Genomic DNA, 22,037 nt, shown 5'->3' on the forward strand with positions numbered 1-22,037 from the left:
GAGCTCTTCTTTTAAGTGGTTCGTCCCACGATGCTAGGCGAGTCTTCACAAAAATACGGGGAAACCCTAAAAATCATAGGAGGTGCATAATGAGCACATACGCAATTATCAAAACTGGCGGAAAACAAGTTAAAGTTGAAGTTGGTCAAGCAGTTTACGTTGAAAAATTGAACGTTGAAGCTGGTCAAGAAGTTACTTTTAACGAAGTTGTTCTTGTTGGTGGTGAAAACACTGTTGTCGGAACTCCACTTGTTGCTGGAGCTACTGTAGTTGGAACTGTTGAAAAACAAGGAAAACAAAAGAAAGTTGTTACTTACAAGTACAAACCTAAAAAAGGTAGCCACCGTAAACAAGGTCACCGTCAACCATATACAAAAGTTGTCATCAACGCGATCAACGCTTAATTTTAAGGAGAACACATGATACAAGCAGTCTTTGAGAGAGCCGAAGATGGCGAGCTGAGGAGTGCGGAAATTACTGGACACGCCGAAAGTGGCGAATACGGCTTAGATGTCGTGTGTGCATCGGTTTCTACGCTTGCCATTAACTTTATCAATTCCATTGAGAAATTTGCAGGCTATGAACCAATCTTAGAATTAAACGAAGATGAAGGTGGCTATCTAAAGGTTGAAATACCAGCGGATCTTCCTTCGCACCAGAGAGAAATGACCCAGTTATTCTTTGAATCATTTTTCTTAGGTATGGCAAATTTATCGGAGAACTCTTCTGAGTTCGTCCAAACCAGAGTTATCACAGAAAACTAACACGGAGGAAAACATTATGTTAAAAATGACTCTTAACAACTTGCAACTTTTCGCCCACAAAAAAGGTGGAGGTTCTACATCAAACGGACGTGATTCACAAGCAAAACGTCTTGGAGCTAAAGCAGCTGACGGACAAACTGTAACAGGTGGATCAATCCTTTACCGTCAACGTGGTACACACATCTATCCAGGTGTAAACGTTGGACGTGGTGGAGACGATACTTTGTTCGCTAAAGTTGAAGGCGTAGTACGCTTTGAACGTAAAGGTCGCGATAAGAAACAAGTTTCTGTTTACCCAATCGCAAAATAAAAAGGTCCAGTGAACCTTTTTATCCCGAGCCTTGGTATTTTAAGGCGAGGAAGCTAGAAGTAGCATTAAATAAGGCTTTCCGAGTTTTCGGAGAGCCTATTTTTTTGTTTTGATACCCATAACTCTTTGTTACTAGTGTAGATGAATTTTGTGAGCGACATTATTTTTCCTAGGTGGAAAACTTCTAAAATATGGTATAATGAACAGATAGAGAAGTTGGGGGTAAAAGATGAACATTCAACAATTACGCTATGTTGTTGCTATTGCCAATAGTGGTACTTTCCGTGAAGCTGCTGAAAAGATGTATGTTAGTCAGCCGAGTTTGTCTATTTCTGTGCGCGATTTGGAAAAAGAGCTAGGCTTTAAGATTTTTCGTCGGACGAGTTCGGGGACTTTCTTAACCCGTCGTGGTATGGAATTTTATGAGAAAGCGCAGGAGTTAGTTAAAGGCTTTGATGTTTTTCAAAATCAGTATGCCAATCCTGAGGAAGAAAAGGATGAATTTTCCATTGCCAGCCAGCACTATGACTTCTTGCCACCAACGATTACGGCCTTTTCAGAGCGTTATCCTGATTATAAGAACTTTCGTATTTTTGAGTCTACCACAGTTCAAATATTAGACGAAGTGGCGCAAGGACACAGTGAGATTGGGATTATATACCTCAACAACCAAAATAAAAAGGGCATCATACAACGGGTTGAAAAGCTTGGTTTAGAAGTTATCGAACTAATTCCTTTCCAGACTCACATTTATCTTCGTGAAGGGCATCCTTTGGCACAGAAAGAGGAATTGGTCATGGAGGATTTAGCTGATTTACCAACGGTTCGTTTTACTCAGGAAAAGGATGAGTATCTATACTATTCAGAGAACTTTGTCGACACCAGCGCGAGCTCCCAGATGTTCAATGTGACCGACCGTGCTACTTTGAATGGTATTTTGGAGCGGACGGATGCCTATGCGACAGGTTCAGGGTTTTTAGATAGTGACAGTGTTAATGGCATCACAGTCATTCGTCTCAAGGATAATCTAGATAATCGCATGGTCTACGTCAAACGGGAAGAGGTGGAGCTTAGCCAAGCTGGGACTCTTTTCGTTGAGGTTATGCAAGAATATTTTGATCAAAAGAGGAAATCATGAAAAAAAGAGGAATAGTAGCAGTCATTGTACTGCTTTTGATTGGGCTGGATCAGTTGGTCAAAAATTATGTTGTCCAGCAGATTCCACTGGGTGAAGTGCGTTCGTGGATCCCCAATCTCGTCAGCTTGACCTATCTGCAAAATAGAGGGGCAGCCTTCTCCATGCTGCAAGATCAGCAGTGGTTATTTGCTGTTATTACACTGGTCGTCATGGTAGGTGCCATTTGGTATTTACATAAACACATGGAGGATTCTCTCTGGTTAGTTTTTGGACTGACTTTGATAATAGCGGGAGGTCTGGGCAACTTTATCGACAGAATGAGTCAAGGTTTTGTGGTGGATATGTTTCACCTAGACTTTATCAACTTTGCGATTTTCAATGTTGCTGATAGCTATTTGACAGTTGGTGTCATTGTTTTATTGATTGCAATGCTTAAAGAGGAAGTAAATGGAAATAAAAATTGAAACTGGTGGGCAACGTCTAGACAAGGCTCTGTCGGACCTGACAGAATTGTCACGCAGTCTCGCGAATGAACAAATCAAGGCTGGACAAGTTTTGGTGAATGGGCAAGCCAAGAAAGCAAAATACACTGTCCAAGAGGGGGATATCGTCACCTACCATGTGCCAGAACCAGAGATTTTAGAGTATGTGGCTGAGAATCTGCCACTCGAGATTATCTACCAAGATGAGGATGTAGCCGTTGTTAACAAACCTCAAGGCATGGTGGTCCATCCCAGCGCCGGTCATACAAGTGGAACCTTGGTCAATGCCATCATGTACCATATCAAGGACTTGTCAGGTATCAATGGTGTTCTACGACCGGGTATCGTTCACCGTATTGATAAGGACACATCTGGTCTCCTTATGATTGCTAAGAATGATGAGGCCCACTTAGCACTCGCGCAAGAACTCAAGGACAAGAAGTCTCTCCGTAAATACTGGGCGATTGTTCATGGCAATCTGCCCAATGATCGTGGTGTGATTGAAGCTCCGATTGGTCGTAGTGAAAAAGATCGTAAGAAACAGGCAGTGACTGCTAAAGGGAAGCCAGCAGTGACTCGTTTTCAAGTCTTGGAACGCTTTGGAGATTATAGTTTGCTAGAGTTGCAACTGGAAACAGGACGTACCCACCAAATCCGTGTTCATATGGCTTATATTGGCCATCCAGTCGCTGGTGATGAAGTCTATGGCCCTCGTAAAACCCTGAAAGGACATGGACAGTTTCTCCATGCCAAAACTCTAGGTTTTACTCATCCGAGAACAGGTGAAACCTTGGAGTTCACAGCAGATATTCCAGAGATTTTTAAAGAAACGCTGGAAAGATTGCGTAAAGCTGAGAATAGATAAAAGAGTTGAGATGACTGTCTCAACCTTTTTATTTCAAGTCTTTTCTATTTTAAAGTATTCATGTTATAATGGATAAATATGAAGAATCGGAGTGAGAATATGAAGTACAAACGAATCGTCTTTAAGGTGGGGACCTCCTCCTTGACAAATGAAGACGGGAGTTTATCAAGAAGTAAAGTAAAGGCAATTACCCAGCAATTGGCTATGCTGCATGAGGCTGGACATGAGTTGATTTTGGTGTCATCTGGGGCAGTTGCCGCTGGATTTGGAGCTTTGGGTTTTAAAAAACGTCCGACCAAGATTGCAGATAAACAAGCTTCGGCTGCAGTTGGTCAGGGACTTTTGTTGGAGGAATACACAACCAACCTCCTCATGCGCCAGATCGTTTCTGCACAAATCTTGCTGACACAGGACGACTTTGTGGATAAGCGCCGTTATAAAAATGCCCATCAGGCCTTGTCTGTATTACTTCATCGTGGTGCAATTCCTATCATTAACGAGAATGATAGTGTCGTCATTGACGAACTAAAGGTGGGTGATAATGACACTCTGAGTGCCCAGGTAGCAGCTATGGTTCAAGCGGATCTTTTGGTTCTCTTGACGGATGTGGACGGCCTCTATACTGGCAATCCCAACTCGGATTCAACAGCCAAACGTTTGAAGAAAATCGAGACTATCAATCGTGAGATTATTGATATGGCTGGTGGAGCAGGTTCATCAAACGGTACTGGGGGCATGCTGACCAAAATCAAGGCTGCAACTATTGCGACGGAGTCAGGTGTGCCAGTCTATATCTGCTCTTCTATGAAATCTGATGCCTTGATTGAGGCAGCTGAAGAAACTAGGGATGGTTCCTTCTTTGTTGCGCAAGAGAAGGGACTTCGTACCCAGAAACAATGGCTGGCCTTCTATGCTCAAAGTCAGGGAACGATTTGGGTAGATGGTGGAGCTGCAGAGGCACTTTCAAAAAACGGGAAAAGTCTCCTTTTATCGGGTGTGGTAGAAGTGGAAGGAAACTTCTCTTACCACGATATTGTCACAGTGGCTGATAAAGAAACAGGTCAATCTCTTGGAAAGGGACGTGTCCAATTTGGTGTCTCAGCCCTAGAAGATATGCTCCGTTCTCAAAAAGCTAAGGGAGTCTTGATTCACCGTGATGACTGGATTTCCATCACTCCTGAAATCCAGCTGCTCTTTACAGAATTTTAGAGGTGAACGATGGTAAGTACACAAGAACAATTTGAACAGGTACAAGCTGTTAAGAAATCAATCAATACTGCCAGCGAAGCAGTGAAAAACCAAGCCTTGCTAGCTATGGCTGATCATTTATTGGCGGCTACTGAGGAGATTTTAGTGGCAAATGCCCTCGATATGGCAGCGGCCAAGGGGAAAATCTCAGATGTTATGCTAGATCGTCTTTATTTGGATGAGGGACGTATAGAAGCGATGGCAAGAGGGATTCGTGAAGTGGTTGCTTTACCAGATCCTATTGGTGAGGTCCTAGAAACAAGTCAGCTTGAAAATGGCTTGGTTATTACCAAGAAGCGTGTGGCCATGGGGGTTATTGGTATTATCTATGAAAGTCGTCCAAATGTGACGTCTGATGCGGCTGCTTTGGCTCTCAAAAGTGGCAATGCGGTCGTTCTTCGTAGTGGTAAGGATGCCTACCGAACTGCTCATGCTATTGTCACAGCTTTGAAGAAGGGCTTGGAGACAACGACCATTCATCCAAATGTGATTCAACTGGTGGAAGATACCAGCCGAGAAAGTAGCTATGCTATGATGAAGGCCAAGGGTTATCTAGACCTTCTCATACCTCGTGGAGGCGCTGGTTTGATCAATGCTGTGGTTGAAAATGCTATCGTGCCCGTTATCGAGACAGGAACTGGGATTGTCCATGTCTATGTGGATAAGGATGCCGATGAAGACAAGGCTCTAGCCATCATCAACAATGCTAAAACCAGTCGTCCTTCTGTCTGCAATGCCATGGAGGTCTTGCTAGTTCATGAAGACAAGGCAGCAAGCTTCCTTCCTCTCTTGGAACAAGTTCTGGTTACAAGTCGGAAAGAAGCTGGACTGGAACCAATTCAATTCCGCTTGGATAGCCAAGCAAGTCAGTTTGTTTCAGGTCGAGCAGCTGAGGCCCAAGACTTTGACACCGAGTTTTTAGACTATATCCTAGCGATTAAGGTTGTGAGCAGTTTAGAAGAAGCGGTTGCGCATATTGAAGCCCACAGTACCCATCATTCGGACGCCATTGTAACAGAGAATGCCGAAGCTGCGGCTTACTTTACAAATCAAGTTGACTCTGCAGCGGTTTATGTCAATGCTTCAACGCGTTTCACTGATGGAGGTCAATTTGGTCTTGGATGTGAAATGGGGATTTCGACTCAGAAACTGCACGCGCGTGGTCCAATGGGCTTGAAGGAATTAACTAGCTACAAGTATGTGGTTACTGGTGACGGACAGATAAGGGAGTAAGAGATGAAAATTGGATTTATCGGTTTGGGAAATATGGGAGCTAGTTTGGCCAAGGCTGTCTTGCAGGCCAAGACGGGTGAACAGATTCTCCTTGCCAATCGCAGTCAAGCAAAAGTAGATGCTTTCATCGCCAATTTCGGTGGCCAGGCTTCCAGTAATGAAGAAATTTTTGCAGAAGCAGATGTGATCTTTCTAGGAGTTAAGCCTGCTCAGTTTTCTGAAATCCTTGCTCAATACCAGTCTATCCTTGAAAAACGAGAGAGTCTTCTTTTGATTTCCATGGCGGCTGGATTGACCTTGGAAAAACTAGCTAGTCTTATCCCAAGTCAACATCGTATCATTCGCATCATGCCCAATACTCCAGTGGCTATCGGTCAAGGGGTGATTAGTTATGCCATGTCAGCAAACTGTCTTGCTGAGGACGGTGAACTCTTTTGTCAGCTTTTATCCAATGCGGGTCTATTGGTTGAGCTTGGGGATGACTTAATTGATGCGGCGACAGGTCTTGCAGGTTGTGGGCCAGCCTTTGTCTACCTCTTTATCGAGGCTTTGGCAGATGCAGGTGTTCAGTCAGGATTGCCAAGAGAAAGGGCTTTGAAAATGGCAGCCCAAACAGTAGTCGGAGCTGGACAAATGGTCCTCGAAAGCCAACAACATCCTGGAGTATTGAAAGACCAAGTTTGCAGCCCAGGAGGTTCGACTATCGCTGGTGTAGCAAGTCTGGAAGAACATGCCTTTAGAGGTACAGTCATGGCCGCAGTTCATCAAGCCTATAAACGAACACAAGAACTAGGTAAATAAGAGGTTGGATGACTCCCAACCTCTTTTTATGGTCGATTGAATAGAGAAGACGCAAAAAGATTGTCACAAAAACCTATTTTTTTGATAGAATAGAAGGTAGAAAAAAAGAAATGAGTTAGACATGTCAAAAGGATTTTTAGTCTCTCTTGAGGGACCAGAGGGAGCAGGAAAGACCAGTGTTTTAGAGGCTCTACTCCCCATTTTAGAGGAAAAAGGAGTAGAGGTGCTGACGACCCGTGAGCCAGGTGGAGTTTTGATTGGGGAGAAGATTCGTCAAGTGATTTTGGACCCAAGTCATACTCAAATGGATCCTAAAACAGAGCTCCTTCTCTATATCGCAAGTCGCAGACAGCACTTGGTGGAAAAAGTTCTGCCTGCTCTTGAAGCTGGTAAGTTGGTCATTATGGACCGTTTCATCGATAGTTCCGTTGCTTATCAGGGATTTGGCCGTGGCTTGGATATTGATGCCATTGATTGGCTCAATCACTTTGCGACAGATGGCCTCAAACCTGATTTGACACTTTATTTTGACATTGAGGTGGAAGAGGGGCTTGCTCGCATTGCTGCCAATAGTGATCGGGAGGTCAATCGTTTGGACTTGGAAGGTTTGGACTTGCACAAGAAAGTCCGTCAAGGCTACCTTTCTCTTCTGGAAAAAGAAGGAAATCGCATTGTCAAGATTGATGCCAGTCTTCCTTTGGAGCAAGTTGTGGAAATTACCAAGGCTGTCTTGTTTGACAGAATGGGCTTGGCTAAATGAAACAAGATCAACTAAAGGCTTGGCAACCAGAGCAGTTTGACCGCTTTGTCCGTATTCTAGAACAAAACCAGCTCAATCATGCCTACCTTTTTTCAGGTTTCTTTGGAAGCTTGGAAATGGCGCAGTTTTTGGCTAAGAGCCTCTTTTGTAGGGATAAGGCAGGCGTTTTACCATGTGAGAAATGCCGGAACTGCAAGCTGATTGAGCAGGAAGAATTTCCCGATGTCACTTTGATTAAGCCGGTCAATCAGGTCATTAAGACAGAACGGATTCGAGAATTGGTGGCTCAGTTTTCCCAAGCAGGGATTGAAAGCCAGCAACAGGTCTTTATCATCGAGCAGGCGGAGAAAATGCATCCCAATGCAGCCAACTCTCTGCTCAAGGTCATCGAAGAACCTCAGAGTGAAGTTTACATTTTCTTCTTAACTAGTGATGAGGAAAAAATCTTGCCGACAATCCGTAGTCGGACCCAGATTTTTCACTTTAAAAAGCAAGAAGAAAAGCTCATCCATCAATTAGAACAAGCAGGTCTAGTCAAGAAAAAAGCAACTCTCTTAGCCCAGTTTAGTCAATCGAGAGCTGAAGCTGAAAAGTTGGCTAATCAGGCAAGTTTTTGGACTATAGTTGATGAAAGCGAGCGCTTACTAACTTGGTTAGTAGCCAAGAAAAAAGAGAGTTATTTGCAAGTTGCTAAATTGGCTAGCTTGGCAGATGACAAGGAGAAACAAGACCAGGTCTTGCGAATCCTCGAAGTTCTCTGTGGACAGGACCTCTTGCAAGTAAGGATTCGACAGATTTTACAAGATTTACTAGAAGCTAGAAAAATGTGGCAGGCTAATGTCAGCTTTCAAAATGCCATGGAATATCTGGTTTTGAAAGAAATATAAACTCATACTCTTCGAAAATCAAATTCAAACCACGTCAACGTCGCCTTGCCGTACTCAAGTACAGCCTGCGGCTAGTTTCCTAGTTTGCTCTTTGATTTTCATTGAGTATTAAAAATGAACGATATAGAAAGGAAAGGGCTGTTTTATGGACAAAAAAGAATTATTTGACGCGCTAGATGATTTTTCCCAACAGTTACTGGTGACCTTGGCCGATGTGGAAGCCATTAAGAAAAATCTCAAGAGCCTGGTAGAGGAAAATACAGCTCTTCGCTTGGAAAATAGTAAGTTGCGCGAACGCTTAGGCGAGGTGGAAGCAGATACTCCCGTCAAGGCCAAGCATGTTCGTGAAAGCGTCCGTCGGATCTATAAAGACGGGTTTCACGTATGTAATGATTTTTATGGACAACGTCGAGAACAGGACGAGGAATGTATGTTCTGTGACGAGTTGTTGTACAGGGAGTAGGCATGCAGATTCAAAAAAGTTTTAAGGGGCAAACTCCCTATGGCAAGCTTTACTTAGTAGCAACGCCGATTGGCAATCTAGATGACATGACCTTTCGTGCCATCCAGACTTTGAAAGAAGTGGACTGGATTGCGGCTGAGGACACGCGTAATACGGGGCTTTTGCTCAAGCATTTTGACATTTTCACCAAGCAGATCAGTTTTCACGAGCACAATGCCAAGGAAAAAATTCCTGATTTGATTGGTTTCTTGAAAGCAGGACAAAGTATCGCTCAGGTCTCTGATGCGGGTCTGCCTAGTATCTCAGACCCTGGGCATGATTTGGTCAAGGTAGCTATTGAGGAAGAAATCGCAGTTGTTACCGTTCCAGGTGCCTCTGCAGGAATTTCTGCCTTGATTGCCAGTGGTTTAGCTCCACAACCACATATCTTTTACGGTTTCTTACTGAGAAAATCAGGCCAGCAAAAGCAATTTTTCGACTTAAAAAAAGATTACCCAGAAACTCAGATTTTCTACGAATCGCCCCATCGTGTAGCGGATACATTGGGAAATATGCTAGAAGTCTACGGTGACCGCTCGGTAGTCTTGGTCAGGGAATTGACCAAAATCTATGAAGAATACCAACGAGGTACCATTTCTGAATTATTAGAAAGCATAGCTGAAACGCCACTCAAGGGCGAATGCCTTCTCATTGTTGAAGGTGCCAGTCAGGATGTGGAGGAAAAGGACGAGGAGGACTTGTTTTCAGAAATCCAATCTCGTATCCAGCAAGGCATGAAGAAAAATCAAGCCATTAAGGAAGTCGCAAAGATATATCAGTGGAACAAAAGTCAGCTCTACGCTGCCTACCACGAATGGGAAGAAAATCAAGAAAATGACTAAACAGGGAAGTTTGCCTTCTTCCCTTTTTTTGTTATACTAGTATAAGAAAAATTAGAAAGATTTGTGGGTATCAAACAGTCTAGTAGCTTGTTTTTATTTGGACTTAGTTTCCACCCAAAGAGGTATTATTGTCGTGTCTCAATCTTATATCAATGTTATCGGTGCTGGTTTGGCAGGCTCTGAAGCAGCTTACCAAATCGCAGAACGCGGTATTCCAGTTAAACTCTATGAAATGCGTGGTGTCAAGTCAACACCCCAACACAAAACAGACAATTTTGCTGAATTGGTTTGTTCCAATTCCTTACGTGGGGATGCTCTGACAAACGCCGTTGGACTCCTCAAGGAAGAAATGCGTCGCTTGGGTTCTGTCATTTTGGAATCTGCTGAAGCTACACGTGTCCCTGCTGGTGGTGCCCTTGCGGTGGACCGCGATGGTTTCTCCCAGATGGTGACCGAAAAAGTAGCCAATCACCCCTTGATTGAAGTGGTTCGTGATGAAATTACAGAATTGCCAACGGATGTTATTACAGTTGTCGCTACTGGTCCTTTGACTAGTGATGCCTTAGCTGAAAAGATTCATGCCCTCAATGACGGTGATGGTTTCTATTTCTACGATGCGGCGGCGCCGATTATCGATGTCAATACCATCGATATGAGCAAGGTCTATCTCAAATCTCGTTATGATAAGGGAGAGGCGGCCTACCTCAACGCTCCAATGACCAAACAAGAATTTATGGATTTCCATGAGGCATTGGTCAATGCGGAAGAAGCACCGCTGAATTCTTTTGAAAAAGAAAAGTACTTTGAAGGATGTATGCCAATCGAAGTCATGGCCAAGCGTGGCATTAAAACCATGCTTTATGGTCCCATGAAACCAGTTGGTCTGGAGTATCCAGATGACTACACAGGCCCTCGTGATGGAGATTTCAAAACTCCATATGCGGTTGTCCAGCTCCGTCAGGATAATGCGGCTGGTAGTCTCTATAATATCGTTGGATTCCAGACCCACCTCAAATGGGGAGAACAAAAGCGTGTCTTCCAAATGATTCCAGGTCTTGAAAATGCGGAGTTTGTTCGCTATGGGGTCATGCATCGCAATTCTTATATGGATTCACCGAACTTGCTAGAACAAACCTATCGTTCTAAGAAACAACCAAACCTTTTCTTTGCTGGTCAAATGACGGGTGTGGAAGGCTATGTTGAGTCAGCAGCTTCAGGCTTGGTTGCAGGTATTAACGCAGCTCGTCTCTTTAAGGGTGAAAGTGAAGCTATCTTCCCAGAGACCACAGCGATTGGAAGTCTAGCTCATTACATCACTCATGCGGACAGCAAACATTTCCAACCAATGAATGTCAATTTTGGGATTATCAAGGAATTGGAAGGCGAGCGTATCCGTGATAAAAAAGCTCGTTATGAAAAAATTGCAGAGCGTGCTCTTACCGACTTAGAGGAATTTTTAACGGTTTAATTTTTTTGAAAGAATTGCTCATGATACTATAAAAATCTTAGAAATTGTGATAAAATAGGTAGGATAAAAAAAGGAGAGTAAAAATGGCGAACCCCAAGTATAAACGTATTTTAATCAAGTTATCAGGTGAAGCCCTTGCCGGTGAACGTGGCGTAGGGATTGATATCCAGACAGTTCAAACAATCGCAAAAGAGATTCAAGAAGTTCATAGCTTAGGTATCGAAATTGCCCTTGTTATTGGTGGAGGAAATCTCTGGCGTGGAGAACCTGCTGCAGAAGCAGGAATGGACCGCGTTCAGGCCGATTACACTGGAATGCTTGGGACCGTGATGAATGCTCTTGTGATGGCAGATTCATTGCAGCAAGTTGGTGTCGATACGCGTGTGCAAACTGCCATTGCCATGCAACAAGTGGCAGAGCCGTACGTACGTGGACGTGCCCTTCGTCATCTTGAAAAAGGCCGCATCGTTATCTTTGGTGCTGGGATTGGTTCACCTTACTTCTCAACAGATACAACAGCTGCCCTTCGTGCAGCTGAAATCGAAGCGGATGCCATTCTGATGGCTAAAAATGGGGTAGACGGTGTTTACAATGCCGATCCTAAGAAAGACAAAACTGCCGTTAAGTTTGAAGAATTGACCCACCGTGACGTTATCAATAAAGGTCTTCGTATCATGGACTCAACTGCTTCAACCCTCTCTATGGACAACGACATTGACTTGGTTGTCTTCAATATGAACCAACCAGGCAACATCAAACGTGTCGTATTTGGTGAAAATATTGGAACAACAGTTTCAAACAATATCGAAGAAAAGGAATAAGAAAATTATGGCTAATGCAATTGTAGAAAAAGCTAAAGAGAGAATGACCCAGTCTCACCAATCACTTGCTCGTGAATTTGGTGGTATCCGTGCCGGTCGTGCCAACGCAAGCTTGCTAGACCGTATCCACGTAGAATACTACGGAGTCGAAACTCCTCTTAACCAAATCGCTTCAATTACTATTCCAGAAGCGCGTGTCTTGTTGGTAACACCATTTGACAAGTCTTCATTGAAAGACATCGAACGTGCCTTGAACGCTTCTGATCTTGGTATTACACCAGCTAATGACGGTTCTGTGATCCGCTTGGTTATCCCTGCTCTTACAGAAGAGACTCGTCGTGACCTTGCCAAAGAAGTGAAGAAGGTCGGTGAGAATGCTAAAGTGGCTGTCCGCAATATCCGTCGTGATGCTATGGACGAAGCTAAAAAGCAAGAAAAAGCAAAAGAAATCACTGAAGACGAATTGAAGACTCTTGAAAAAGATATTCAAAAAGTAACAGACGACGCTGTGAAACACATCGACGACATGACAGCCAATAAAGAAAAAGAAATCTTGGAAGTCTAAAAATAAACAGAAAAACTCAGTTGGCATTGCTGGCTGAGTTTTATTCGAAAGAAGGAAATATGAATACAAATCTTGCAAGTTTTATCGTTGGACTCATCATCGATGAAAATGACCGTTTTTACTTTGTGCAAAAGGATGGTCAGACCTATGCTCTTGCTAAGGAAGAAGGTCAACATACAGTAGGGGATACGGTCAAAGGTTTCGCCTACACGGATATGAATCAAAAACTCCGCCTGACAACCTTAGAAGTGACTGCCACTCAGGACCAATTTGGTTGGGGAACCGTAACAGAAGTTCGTAAGGATTTGGGTGTCTTTGTCGATACTGGTCTACCTGACAAGGAAATCGTTGTGTCACTCGATATCCTCCCTGAGTTCAAGGAACTCTGGCCTAAGAAGGGTGACAAACTCTACATCCGCCTTGAAGTGGACAAGAAAGACCGAATCTGGGGACTCTTGGCTTATCAAGAAGACTTCCAACGTCTGGCTCGTCCTGCCTACAACAATATGCAGAACCAAAACTGGCCAGCCATTGTTTACCGCCTCAAGCTGTCAGGGACCTTTGTCTATCTGCCAGAGAATAACATGCTTGGTTTCATTCACCCAAGTGAGCGCTATGCAGAGCCACGTTTAGGGCAAGTGTTAGATGCGCGTGTCATTGGTTTCCGAGAGGTTGACCGCACTCTTAATCTTTCTCTCAAACCGCGTTCTTTTGAGATGTTGGAAAATGATGCACAAATGATTCTGACTTACTTGGAAAGCAATGGCGGTTTCATGACTTTAAATGATAAGTCATCTCCTGATGATATCAAAGCAACCTTTGGTATTTCTAAAGGTCAGTTCAAGAAAGCACTCGGTGGCTTGATGAAGGCTGGCAAAATCAAGCAAGATCAGTTTGGGACAGAGTTGATTTAGGCCTTATAGACATGATAAAGAAACTTGAAGAAATGAGTTTAGAGGAACTCTGGCAACTTTTTCCGATTTTTTTAGTAGAGCACAAGCCAGAGTGGAAAGACTGGTATGAATCGGAAAAAGCAAGCCTGAAAAAAATATTGGGTGCAAATGTTATTAAAAGAATAGAACATATCGGTAGCACTGCTATCCCTAATATTTGGGCCAAAAATATCGTTGATATTCTGTTAGAAGTAGGTAAAATAGAGGATTTAGCAAGAGTTAGGGATTTATTGGTGAAGAATGGGTGGCTAGTGATGTCGGAGAGTCCTAACAGGATTTCGCTAAATAAAGGATATACAGAGCAGGGATTTGCTGAGAAAGTTTTTCATTTACATTTGCGAATGACGGGAGATCATGACGAGATTTATTTTAGAGATTATCTCTGCCAGCATCCAGATATTGCCCAAGCGTATCAGGAATTAAAACTAAGTTTGTGGAAAAAATTTGAACACAATCGAGACGCCTATACAGATGCTAAAACAGATTTTATAAACCACTACGTTTCAGAGGCTAAGTCCAGTAATTTTCAAGAATCAGAAAAGTGTCATTAAAAAACTCTTGATAGGAGAAAGAATTGAGAAAATCATTTTACACTTGGCTCATGACCGAGCGCAATCCTAAAAGTAATAGCCCTAAAGCCATCTTGGCAGACCTCGCTTTTGAAGAGTCAGCTTTTCCAAAACATACAGATGATTTTGATGAGGTGAGTCGCTTTCTGGAGGAGCATGCCAGTTTCTCTTTTAACCTAGGTGACTTTGACGCTATCTGGCAAGAATACTTAGAACACTAGAGACAATGAGATGAGGCTAGTATTTTATTGTTCTCTTTGCTATAATATAAAGAAATAAACGGATTAGAGAGGTTCTTTATTTGAAGGAACATTCAATAGACATTCAACTAAGTCACCCAGATGACTTGTTCCATCTTTTTGGTTCCAATGAGCGCCATCTTCGTTTGATGGAAGAAGAGCTCGATGTGGTGATTCATGCCCGTACGGAGATTGTGCAGGTTTTGGGAGAAGAAGCTGCCTGTGAGGAAGCCCGTCAGGTTATTCAGGCTTTGATGGTCTTGGTAAATCGTGGAATGACCGTTGGCACGCCAGATGTGGTGACTGCGATTAGCATGGTCAAAAACGATGAAATTGACAAGTTTGTCGCCCTTTACGAAGAAGAAATTATCAAGGATAATACTGGGAAGCCTATCCGTGTCAAAACCTTGGGTCAAAAGCTTTATGTGGACAGTGTCAAACAGCATGATGTGACCTTTGGAATCGGACCTGCAGGGACAGGGAAGACCTTTCTTGCAGTGACTTTGGCAGTAACTGCCCTTAAACGTGGGCAAGTCAAGCGGATTATCCTTACTCGTCCGGCAGTGGAAGCAGGCGAGAGTCTAGGATTTCTTCCGGGTGATCTTAAGGAGAAGGTCGATCCTTATCTTCGACCAGTTTATGATGCCTTGTATCAGATTCTCGGGAAAGACCAAACGACCCGTCTCATGGAGCGTGAAATTATCGAAATCGCGCCCCTCGCCTACATGCGTGGACGGACCTTGGATGATGCCTTTGTCATTCTCGATGAGGCGCAAAATACGACTATCATGCAGATGAAGATGTTCTTGACTCGTTTAGGCTTTAATTCGAAGATGATTGTCAATGGGGATATCAGTCAGATTGACCTGCCACGTAATGTTAAGTCCGGTTTGATTGATGCTCAAGAAAAGCTCAAGAACATTCACCAAATCGACTTTGTTCATTTTTCAGCTAAGGATGTGGTTCGCCATCCGGTTGTCGCTCAGATTATTCGAGCTTATGAACCCGCTCCAGTTAAGGTTGAAGAAAAGAACCAAGAGACAGAATAGCAAAAAAGAGCAGTTCAGATGCGAACTGCTTTTAAGTTGCCCTGTATAAAAAGTTGTATGGCTAATTTATTATATACAGAATAATGATGATTCTAATCTGATGTTGGTAAAATTCTAGAAATATTAGTGCTGAAACCTCCACATTTAAGTTAACTTATTATAAATTTTATTTTTTCTTAATTTCCTTAGCAATTAATAGGAAAAATTACGATAAATTTTATTGAAATAAAGATTTCAAAATGATAAAATGATATTTGGGTTAGAGTGGGCTTATGTCCAAAATTTGAAAGTACCTAACTCGCTTTCACATCTTAATAGAAAGGAGATATTATGAAAAAAGACAAGTGGTGGCTTCCATTTTTAGCAGTAGGAGTCATCATAGCTTTAGCGGTGGGTTTAATTTATTTCACTAGACCCACTAAGGATGGAGATATAGGAACGTCTTCAGTTTCGCAATCGACTTCAAGCGATGAGAACAATTCAGCTTTGAGTTTAAAAGGTCAACAACTTCCAGAATTTAAAATGACCTCTCAAGATGGAAAATTGATTGCTATCTCGGAACTGTATGATAAACCTATATTAGTTGTCGAATGGGCTAGTTGGTGTCCGCATTGCCAGAAACAACTACCCATTGTTCAGCAGATGTATGAAAAGTATGGAGATCAAATTCATTTTGTTCTTCTGAATATGAACGAACCAGGAAAAGAAACAAAGGAAACTGCTGATCAGTATATCAAAGAAAAAGGATATACTTTCCCGTATTATTATGACGAAGATCAGTTCGCAGCCGATCTTTTACAGGTTCAAACCATACCAAGTATGTATCTTGTGACAAAACAGCAACAGGTAAAGAATGTATTAGTAAATCATACCACTGCTGAAAATTTCTCGAAAGAGTTACAAGAACTGCTAAACTAACATACATTCATTTCGGAAAAAGGAGGAAGAAGAAATCGCAATAGGATTTCAGAGAAAATTATGAGAGATTTCATTAAAAAGGTCTCCATTCTGTTTACGATTCTGTTTCTCTCTGTGCCATTAGGATTGGCTGGACTGTTCCTTGCTCGAGGTGCATCAGCTGATGAAGGGGCTGCAAGACAAGTAGGAGAGAACACAGAAATTATCCAGAATGGATGTTATCGTAAGGTAAAGAAAACAGAAAAAACACAGTGGACAGTTCCACGTAAACCGATCGACTTAGTTATCCTTCAAGATGCGAGTGGATCCTTTGAAAAGACTATTCCTAGTGTTAAGAATGCCTTGAAGCGTTTGACCACTTATGTGAAACCTGAACAGTACAATGAAACTGACCCACATTTAGTGAGTACAGGTGATCCAGATACGACTGACCGCGTCTTCGTTTCAGCTTATCAAGGATTGGATCAGGTTCGATATTTTGATAATGAGGACTTCACAGGAGCGATTGATACCTATACAAATGAGGGGATCACTGGTAAACATTATCAGTTTAGTTCAAGTGATTTAACATCAGATCAAAAATCTATTCATAGCTTTATTGATAATATTACTGTTGGAGGAGGAACTCCTACAGTTCCTGGTATCACGGATGCTCTTGCTGCTTATAACAGTCAAAAAGGAGAAATGAAAAATGGTCGTAAGACAGTATTCCTCCTTGTAACGGATGGTGTGGCCAATGGTTACCGTCTCCCAGATGGTAATGTTGTTATGGATAAAAGTTATGCCAGAACTTATAAGCTACAACCTGCATGGGGACTTGGTCAAAACTATTTCCCTGAAGCAGCGCAAGATATTGTCAGCCGTGCAAACGAGTTAAAAGAGGCAGGAAATACACTTAAGAATGCTGTTGGATCAGAAGGCTCTGTAGTTATTGGTTTCTGGGAGCGAGTGGCAGGGTTCACTGACCCATACTTCCAATATGGTTCTGCTTATTTGAATGGATTTGGAAAAACATTGAATATCGGTGATAACCGTTCAGTTCAAGGAATCTTCCATGATGCTCTTCAATCGATGGCTTCACCAGACAAGGTTGTAAACGGAAAGAACGTTTCCTTCTATGTTAATGAACAAAGCGATATCGATAAGTTCTCAAATCGAATTTTAGAATCGGTAGCTGCAGCGTTGATCAAGGAAGACATCAAAGGTGAGTTCACTGTTACACCCGGGTATAAGGTTGATGCTGTTCGAATCAATGGTAAAACAGTTGTTGAAAAAGTCACAGATCCATCAAAACAAATTCGTGGTCGAATCAATCAAGAAGGTGACAATGTCACAATCTATGTACCCGATAGTGTCTTCAACCCTGGAGATAACAATTTCGACTATGATTTGAGTAAGGAAGCTCGTGCTCCTGAAACGAATGAAGAGGATGAAGTTGATCCGCCAGCTGATTACACACCAACGAATGAAACAATTACAGTCCCTGAATTGACTGGTGTCTTCAAGACAGGTGAATTTACAACCCGTAAGATTGGTGGACGTAATGAAGAAGTTGAAGTTCAAAAACTCGAGTACTGTTACCCAAGTGTCACGAAGAGAATTACCGACGCAGATAAGAGTAATGATTTGGGAGAAATTGATGACCCGCTTGGTTTGACAAAGAAAAAAGCCTATTCTGCACAATTGTCAGACAAGGCAGAGGAGTTTACCTATACTCTTGATTACAACTTCAATAACGTAGCCTACGAATTTGAAAAGAACGTCATGTTGACAGACCCACTTGACTACCGTTTGGAAGTGGTTGAAAGTTCAGCTACTGGACCAAATGGAGAAAAATGGACCACTCGTGTAGTTAGTCAAGATGATTCAGAAGGCAACCCTCAAAGTGTCGTGGTTGCGGATGTTCCTGCTAAAGGATCCAACTATAATTACTTGGTATTGAAGAAAGCTCAAATGACCATTAAGGTTCGTTTGAAAGAACAATACCGCAATAATCAATCAAGTAAAGAATTCATGGCTCTCCTTCAGGAAAGTAATGGATTTGGTCTCCTAAACCAAGGGAACATCATGTGGAATGGTGATGACAATCAACCAAACCAAGATGCGCATGCCAAGACAGATACCAAACCAAGTACCATTCGCCGTTCAAATCCAGTTTACGTGAAACCTCCAGTTGTAACCGAAATTACGAAGAAGGTTAATGACAAAGAACATGAAGATTTGAAGGCAGAAGAGGAACTCTTTGAGTACAAGGTGACTGCTCCATGGCCAGGTATTGCGGACAACTTTACGCTGACAGATACAGTTGTTCCAGAGTTAGAAGTTCAAGCAGATAGTTTGAATGTAAAACTCGGTGGAAAAGATAACGCTGATTTGAAAGGTGCGACAACCGTTTCAGGTCAAACCGTTTCGTTGACACTAGACAAAACTAATCTTGAAAAAATCACTCGTAAAGTGAATCGCCGTAAGGTGAAAGACATTCAATATGTAGAATTAACCTTTAAGGCGAAAATCCGTAAAGGTGCTGATCTTTCTAAATACAAGAAAGATGGTCAAGTAAAAGTACCAAATACAGCGGATGTGATCTTGAACGATGTGAAACAAACCTCTAACGAAGTAACGGTTACCCCACCAAAACCAAAAGAACCAACGATTGATAAGAAAATCAATGAAAACTTGGATAGCTTCCAAACGTTTGATGGGCAACCATACAACTACAATATTACAACAGCAGTACCAAGTGATGTTGCTAATTACAAGAAATTTGTGATTCGTGATACACTGGATGCTAATTTGGAACTTGCAGGAGACGTAAGTATTAAAGGTTCTGCAGCGGCCCTCTTTGATATCCACACCAATGGTCAAGAGATTACGGCAACGGTGAAGGATGGTCAGTTTGGTGAACTTGCAAAATACTCAACTGTTGAACTAGTCATTCCTGCAAAAGTTAAAAATGGTGTGATAGGTACAACCATTGAAAACAAGGCTTCTATTTCCTTTACAAATGAGAATAATGTAGAGAAAGAAGTTGAATCGAAACCTGTCACCGTAACGCCACCTCCTGTAACGAAGAAGATCAATGAAACTCTTGATCACTTAGATATCGCGACAGGTCAAGCGTATAACTACAACATTAAGACAAAACTTCCAACAGATATTACAGATTACAAGAAATTTGTGATTACAGATACACTTGAAGGAGATTTGTCAGTTATCAATGAAACTTCAAGCAAACCAGTTATCAAAGGAGCAGCTGCCGCCTTCTTCGATGTAACAGTTGAGGGTCAAACCGTGACTGCAACGATGAAGGACTTTGCGAACGCTACAGACCTTGCTGGTCAAGAAGTGGAATTGATTATTCCGGCTAAGATCAATGATGGAGTGACTCGTATCAACATTCCAAATACTGCGAAGTTCAGCTTCACAGATAAGAACGATCATAGCGGAGAAAAAGAAACGAAACCTGTCACCGTAACCCCTCCATCAGAACCAGGTGTTGATAAGAAAATCAACGAAACACTGACAGAGGCAACAATCGGTGCGGAAACCGACTTTGCTTATAATATCAAAGCGAAATTGCCAAATGATATTACAACGTACAAGTCCTTCGTTGTAACGGATACCTTGGATGAGAACTTGACTCCAGGTCAAGCTGAAATCAAGGGAGCGGCAGCGAAATTCTTCGATGTAACAGTTCAAGGTCAAACCGTGACTGCAACGATGAAAGATTTTGCGAATGCGGGTGACTACGGTAACCAAGAAGTAGAGCTCGTGATTCATGCCAAAGTGAAGAAAGGCTCAACTGTTCCATCTATTGAGAACAAAGCTAAGATTACTTACACCAACAAGAATGACCAACAAGGTGAGAAAGAAACCAAGCCGGTCACTGTTACACCACCACCAATCACGAAGAAGGTGAATGGTCAGGAACATGCAGATCTTGGTAAGTTATCAGAAATCTTTACGTATACGATTGACTCAACGGTTCCACATGTGGCAGATAGCTTCACCATTTCAGATGATATCGTCAAAGAATTGGCATTTGAAGGAGAAGCAACGGTCACTGTTGATGGCCAAGCTGTTCAAGACCTCACTGTAACAACAGAAGGTCAACGTTTGACGGTCACATTTGGTAAAGAGCAAGTGAAACAATATGCTGGTAAAGCTGTACAAGTTTCATTTAAGGCTAAGGTGAAGGAAGGCATTACCTTTGATGCACTCTTAGCAGCTTATCCAAATGAATCAAAAGACAAGCCGGTAGTACCAAATACTGCTAGCTACATCATTAATGATAATCCTGATTCTAAGAAAGAATCAAAACCAGTTACCGTTACACCACCACCAACCACTACTCCAGAGCTTAAGAAGGAAGTAAACGGAGCAGAACGTTATGATCTTGCAAAACGTAATGAAGAGTTTACTTATACTTTGAAAACAACAATGCCTGCCAGCGCAACTGTGTTTGAGATGACAGACGAGTTGAAAGAAGTTCTAGAATTTGTTGGTGAGAATGCTTCAGCCACTGTTAAACTTGATGGTGAGGATGCAGGATCGAAGGCGACAGTGACACTTTCTGGTCAAGTCATCAAAGTTGCCTTTACAGAAGCTTCTGTAAAAGCAGATGCAGGTAAGTCCATTGAAGTGAATTTCAAGGCTAAGATTAGAGATAATGCCAACTTATCAGCTTATGTGAATAAAGATGGTAAGACAGAGATTCCGAATAAGGCTTCTTATGATATTGATCACAATCCGAAATATCACAAGGACTCTAACGAAGTCCCAGTAACACCTCCAACACCAGACGAGCCAGAGATCAAGAAAGATGTGAACGGCAAAGAATCTGAAACTCTTGACAAACGCGACCAAGTCTTCACATACAACGTGAAAACAAGTGTAGCGCAAGATGCGACAGCCTTCAGCGTAACCGATAAGATCGAAGATGTTCTTGAGTTTGCAGGTAAATCAAGTGCGACCTTGAATGGTCAAGCGCTTGAAGCAAGTCAAATCAAGGTAGAAGGTCAAACGATTACCTTGACGCTTACAGAAGACCAAGTGAAAGCAAATGGCGGTCAAGCAGTTGAATTAACATTCGACGCGAAGATCAAAGCTGGCGCTAACTTGTCCGCATATGTGAAGGAAGACGGCCGTACACAGATTCCGAATAAGGCTTCTTACGACGCAAGCTTCCCACACAAACCAGGTGTGCACAAGGACTCTAACGAAGTCCCAGTAACACCTCCAACACCAGAAGAGCCAGAAATCAAGAAAGATGTGAACGGCAAGGCAGAAGCAACCCTCGCAAAACGTGATGAAGTCTTCACATACAATGTGAAAACAAGTGTAGCGCAAGATGCGACAGCCTTCAGCGTAACCGATAAGATCGAAGATGTTCTTGAGTTCTCAGGTAAATCAAGTGCGACCTTGAATGGTCAAGCTCTTGATGCAAGCCAAATCAAGGTAGAAGGTCAAACGATTACCTTGACCCTTACAGAAGAACAAGTGAAAGCAAATGGCGGTCAAGCAGTTGAATTAACATTCGACGCTAAGATCAAAGCCGGCGCTAACTTGTCTGCATATGTGAAGGAAGACGGCCGTACACAGATTCCGAATAAGGCTTCTTACG

At 42.5% G+C, this 22,037-nt stretch carries 22 protein-coding genes, 1 pseudogene and 1 other annotated feature (1 of these 24 cut by a window edge); of the genes and pseudogenes, 22 read left to right on the plus strand and 1 reads right to left on the minus strand.

Annotated elements, in window-relative coordinates:
- Positions 1-55 (plus strand) — a sequence feature (ribosomal protein L21 leader region); it begins 66 nt to the left of the window's first position.
- Positions 56-89: 34 nt separating this feature from the next.
- From rplU to rpmA, 3 genes are read left to right on the plus strand one after another with little or no spacing between them, the layout of a single operon-like run.
- The gene (rplU, locus tag AXF18_RS06895) at positions 90-404 is read left to right on the plus strand and encodes a 50S ribosomal protein L21 (protein ID WP_000109141.1); all 315 of its coding nucleotides are present in this window, start codon (positions 90-92) and stop codon (positions 402-404) included.
- A 15-nt stretch (positions 405-419) separates the two neighbouring features.
- On the plus strand, positions 420-764 hold the full coding sequence (locus AXF18_RS06900; protein WP_000613697.1) for a ribosomal-processing cysteine protease Prp: 345 nt from the start codon (positions 420-422) through the stop codon (positions 762-764).
- A gap of 16 nt (positions 765-780) precedes the next feature.
- Positions 781-1,074 (plus strand): 50S ribosomal protein L27, encoded by a 294-nt coding sequence (rpmA, locus tag AXF18_RS06905; RefSeq protein ID WP_000916509.1) that lies wholly within the window; start codon positions 781-783, stop codon positions 1,072-1,074.
- Between the two features lie 165 nt (positions 1,075-1,239).
- Here the strand turns inward: rpmA and AXF18_RS10210 are convergent.
- Positions 1,240-1,311 (minus strand): annotated as a pseudogene (locus AXF18_RS10210) (AraC family transcriptional regulator); the annotation flags it as partial.
- On the opposite strand from AXF18_RS10210, the gene AXF18_RS06910 reads away from it, so the two are divergent.
- From AXF18_RS06910 to AXF18_RS07000, 19 genes are all read left to right on the plus strand, one after another.
- Positions 1,304-2,212, plus strand: coding sequence for a LysR family transcriptional regulator (locus AXF18_RS06910; RefSeq protein WP_049550016.1), 909 nt, complete (start codon positions 1,304-1,306; stop codon positions 2,210-2,212). The pseudogene AXF18_RS10210 and the gene AXF18_RS06910 overlap by 8 nt on opposite strands.
- Positions 2,209-2,676, plus strand: a complete 468-nt coding sequence (lspA, locus tag AXF18_RS06915; protein WP_000745683.1) for a signal peptidase II — start codon at positions 2,209-2,211, stop codon at positions 2,674-2,676. Before AXF18_RS06910 ends, lspA begins: the two co-directional genes overlap by 4 nt.
- Positions 2,660-3,559: an RluA family pseudouridine synthase gene (locus tag AXF18_RS06920; protein WP_049550014.1), complete on the plus strand. Its 900-nt coding sequence runs from the start codon at positions 2,660-2,662 to the stop codon at positions 3,557-3,559. The genes lspA and AXF18_RS06920 overlap by 17 nt, the downstream gene beginning before the upstream one ends.
- 99 nt (positions 3,560-3,658) lie before the next feature.
- A complete protein-coding gene (gene proB, locus AXF18_RS06925; protein ID WP_049550013.1) occupies positions 3,659-4,768 on the plus strand; it encodes a glutamate 5-kinase in 1,110 nt (369 codons plus the stop codon).
- Positions 4,769-4,777: 9 nt separating this feature from the next.
- Positions 4,778-6,040, plus strand: coding sequence for a glutamate-5-semialdehyde dehydrogenase (locus tag AXF18_RS06930; RefSeq protein WP_049550012.1), 1,263 nt, complete (start codon positions 4,778-4,780; stop codon positions 6,038-6,040).
- 3 nt (positions 6,041-6,043) lie between these two features.
- A complete protein-coding gene (proC, locus tag AXF18_RS06935) occupies positions 6,044-6,841 on the plus strand; it encodes a pyrroline-5-carboxylate reductase (RefSeq protein WP_000689682.1) in 798 nt (265 codons plus the stop codon).
- Positions 6,842-6,962: 121 nt separating this feature from the next.
- A complete protein-coding gene (gene tmk / locus AXF18_RS06940) occupies positions 6,963-7,601 on the plus strand; it encodes a dTMP kinase (RefSeq protein WP_000033378.1) in 639 nt (212 codons plus the stop codon).
- Positions 7,598-8,488 carry a DNA polymerase III subunit delta' gene (locus AXF18_RS06945; protein ID WP_000806733.1) on the plus strand — a complete coding sequence of 297 codons (891 nt, stop codon included), beginning with the start codon at positions 7,598-7,600 and terminating at the stop codon, positions 8,486-8,488. Before tmk ends, AXF18_RS06945 begins: the two co-directional genes overlap by 4 nt.
- A gap of 145 nt (positions 8,489-8,633) precedes the next feature.
- Entirely contained in the window at positions 8,634-8,951 is a 318-nt protein-coding gene (gene yabA / locus AXF18_RS06950) for a DNA replication initiation control protein YabA (protein ID WP_000358229.1), read from the plus strand.
- 2 nt (positions 8,952-8,953) lie between these two features.
- Positions 8,954-9,832, plus strand: coding sequence for a 16S rRNA (cytidine(1402)-2'-O)-methyltransferase (gene rsmI / locus AXF18_RS06955; protein WP_065371719.1), 879 nt, complete (start codon positions 8,954-8,956; stop codon positions 9,830-9,832).
- 133 nt (positions 9,833-9,965) lie between these two features.
- Positions 9,966-11,300 (plus strand): methylenetetrahydrofolate--tRNA-(uracil(54)-C(5))-methyltransferase (FADH(2)-oxidizing) TrmFO, encoded by a 1,335-nt coding sequence (trmFO, locus tag AXF18_RS06960; protein ID WP_049550010.1) that lies wholly within the window; start codon positions 9,966-9,968, stop codon positions 11,298-11,300.
- A gap of 83 nt (positions 11,301-11,383) precedes the next feature.
- Positions 11,384-12,121, plus strand: coding sequence for a UMP kinase (pyrH, locus tag AXF18_RS06965; RefSeq protein WP_000002996.1), 738 nt, complete (start codon positions 11,384-11,386; stop codon positions 12,119-12,121).
- A gap of 7 nt (positions 12,122-12,128) precedes the next feature.
- A complete protein-coding gene (gene frr, locus AXF18_RS06970) occupies positions 12,129-12,686 on the plus strand; it encodes a ribosome recycling factor (RefSeq protein ID WP_001262235.1) in 558 nt (185 codons plus the stop codon).
- A 59-nt stretch (positions 12,687-12,745) separates the two neighbouring features.
- A complete protein-coding gene (cvfB, locus tag AXF18_RS06975) occupies positions 12,746-13,600 on the plus strand; it encodes an RNA-binding virulence regulatory protein CvfB (RefSeq protein WP_001095466.1) in 855 nt (284 codons plus the stop codon).
- Positions 13,601-13,611: 11 nt separating this feature from the next.
- Positions 13,612-14,190 carry a GrpB family protein gene (locus AXF18_RS06980; RefSeq protein ID WP_065371720.1) on the plus strand — a complete coding sequence of 193 codons (579 nt, stop codon included), beginning with the start codon at positions 13,612-13,614 and terminating at the stop codon, positions 14,188-14,190.
- A gap of 23 nt (positions 14,191-14,213) precedes the next feature.
- Positions 14,214-14,429 carry a YozE family protein gene (locus AXF18_RS06985; protein ID WP_001232084.1) on the plus strand — a complete coding sequence of 72 codons (216 nt, stop codon included), beginning with the start codon at positions 14,214-14,216 and terminating at the stop codon, positions 14,427-14,429.
- An 80-nt stretch (positions 14,430-14,509) separates the two neighbouring features.
- Complete coding sequence (locus tag AXF18_RS06990; protein ID WP_049550008.1) at positions 14,510-15,496, plus strand: PhoH family protein; 987 nt, start codon at positions 14,510-14,512, stop codon at positions 15,494-15,496.
- A 330-nt stretch (positions 15,497-15,826) separates the two neighbouring features.
- Positions 15,827-16,414, plus strand: coding sequence for a TlpA disulfide reductase family protein (locus AXF18_RS06995; protein WP_063641737.1), 588 nt, complete (start codon positions 15,827-15,829; stop codon positions 16,412-16,414).
- 60 nt (positions 16,415-16,474) lie between these two features.
- Positions 16,475-22,037: isopeptide-forming domain-containing fimbrial protein (locus AXF18_RS07000; RefSeq protein WP_157090884.1), on the plus strand; the 5,563-nt coding region annotated here is incomplete at its 3' end.

This window comes from Streptococcus sp. oral taxon 064 (genome assembly GCF_001683375.1).
Taxonomy (GTDB): domain Bacteria; phylum Bacillota; class Bacilli; order Lactobacillales; family Streptococcaceae; genus Streptococcus; species Streptococcus oralis_S.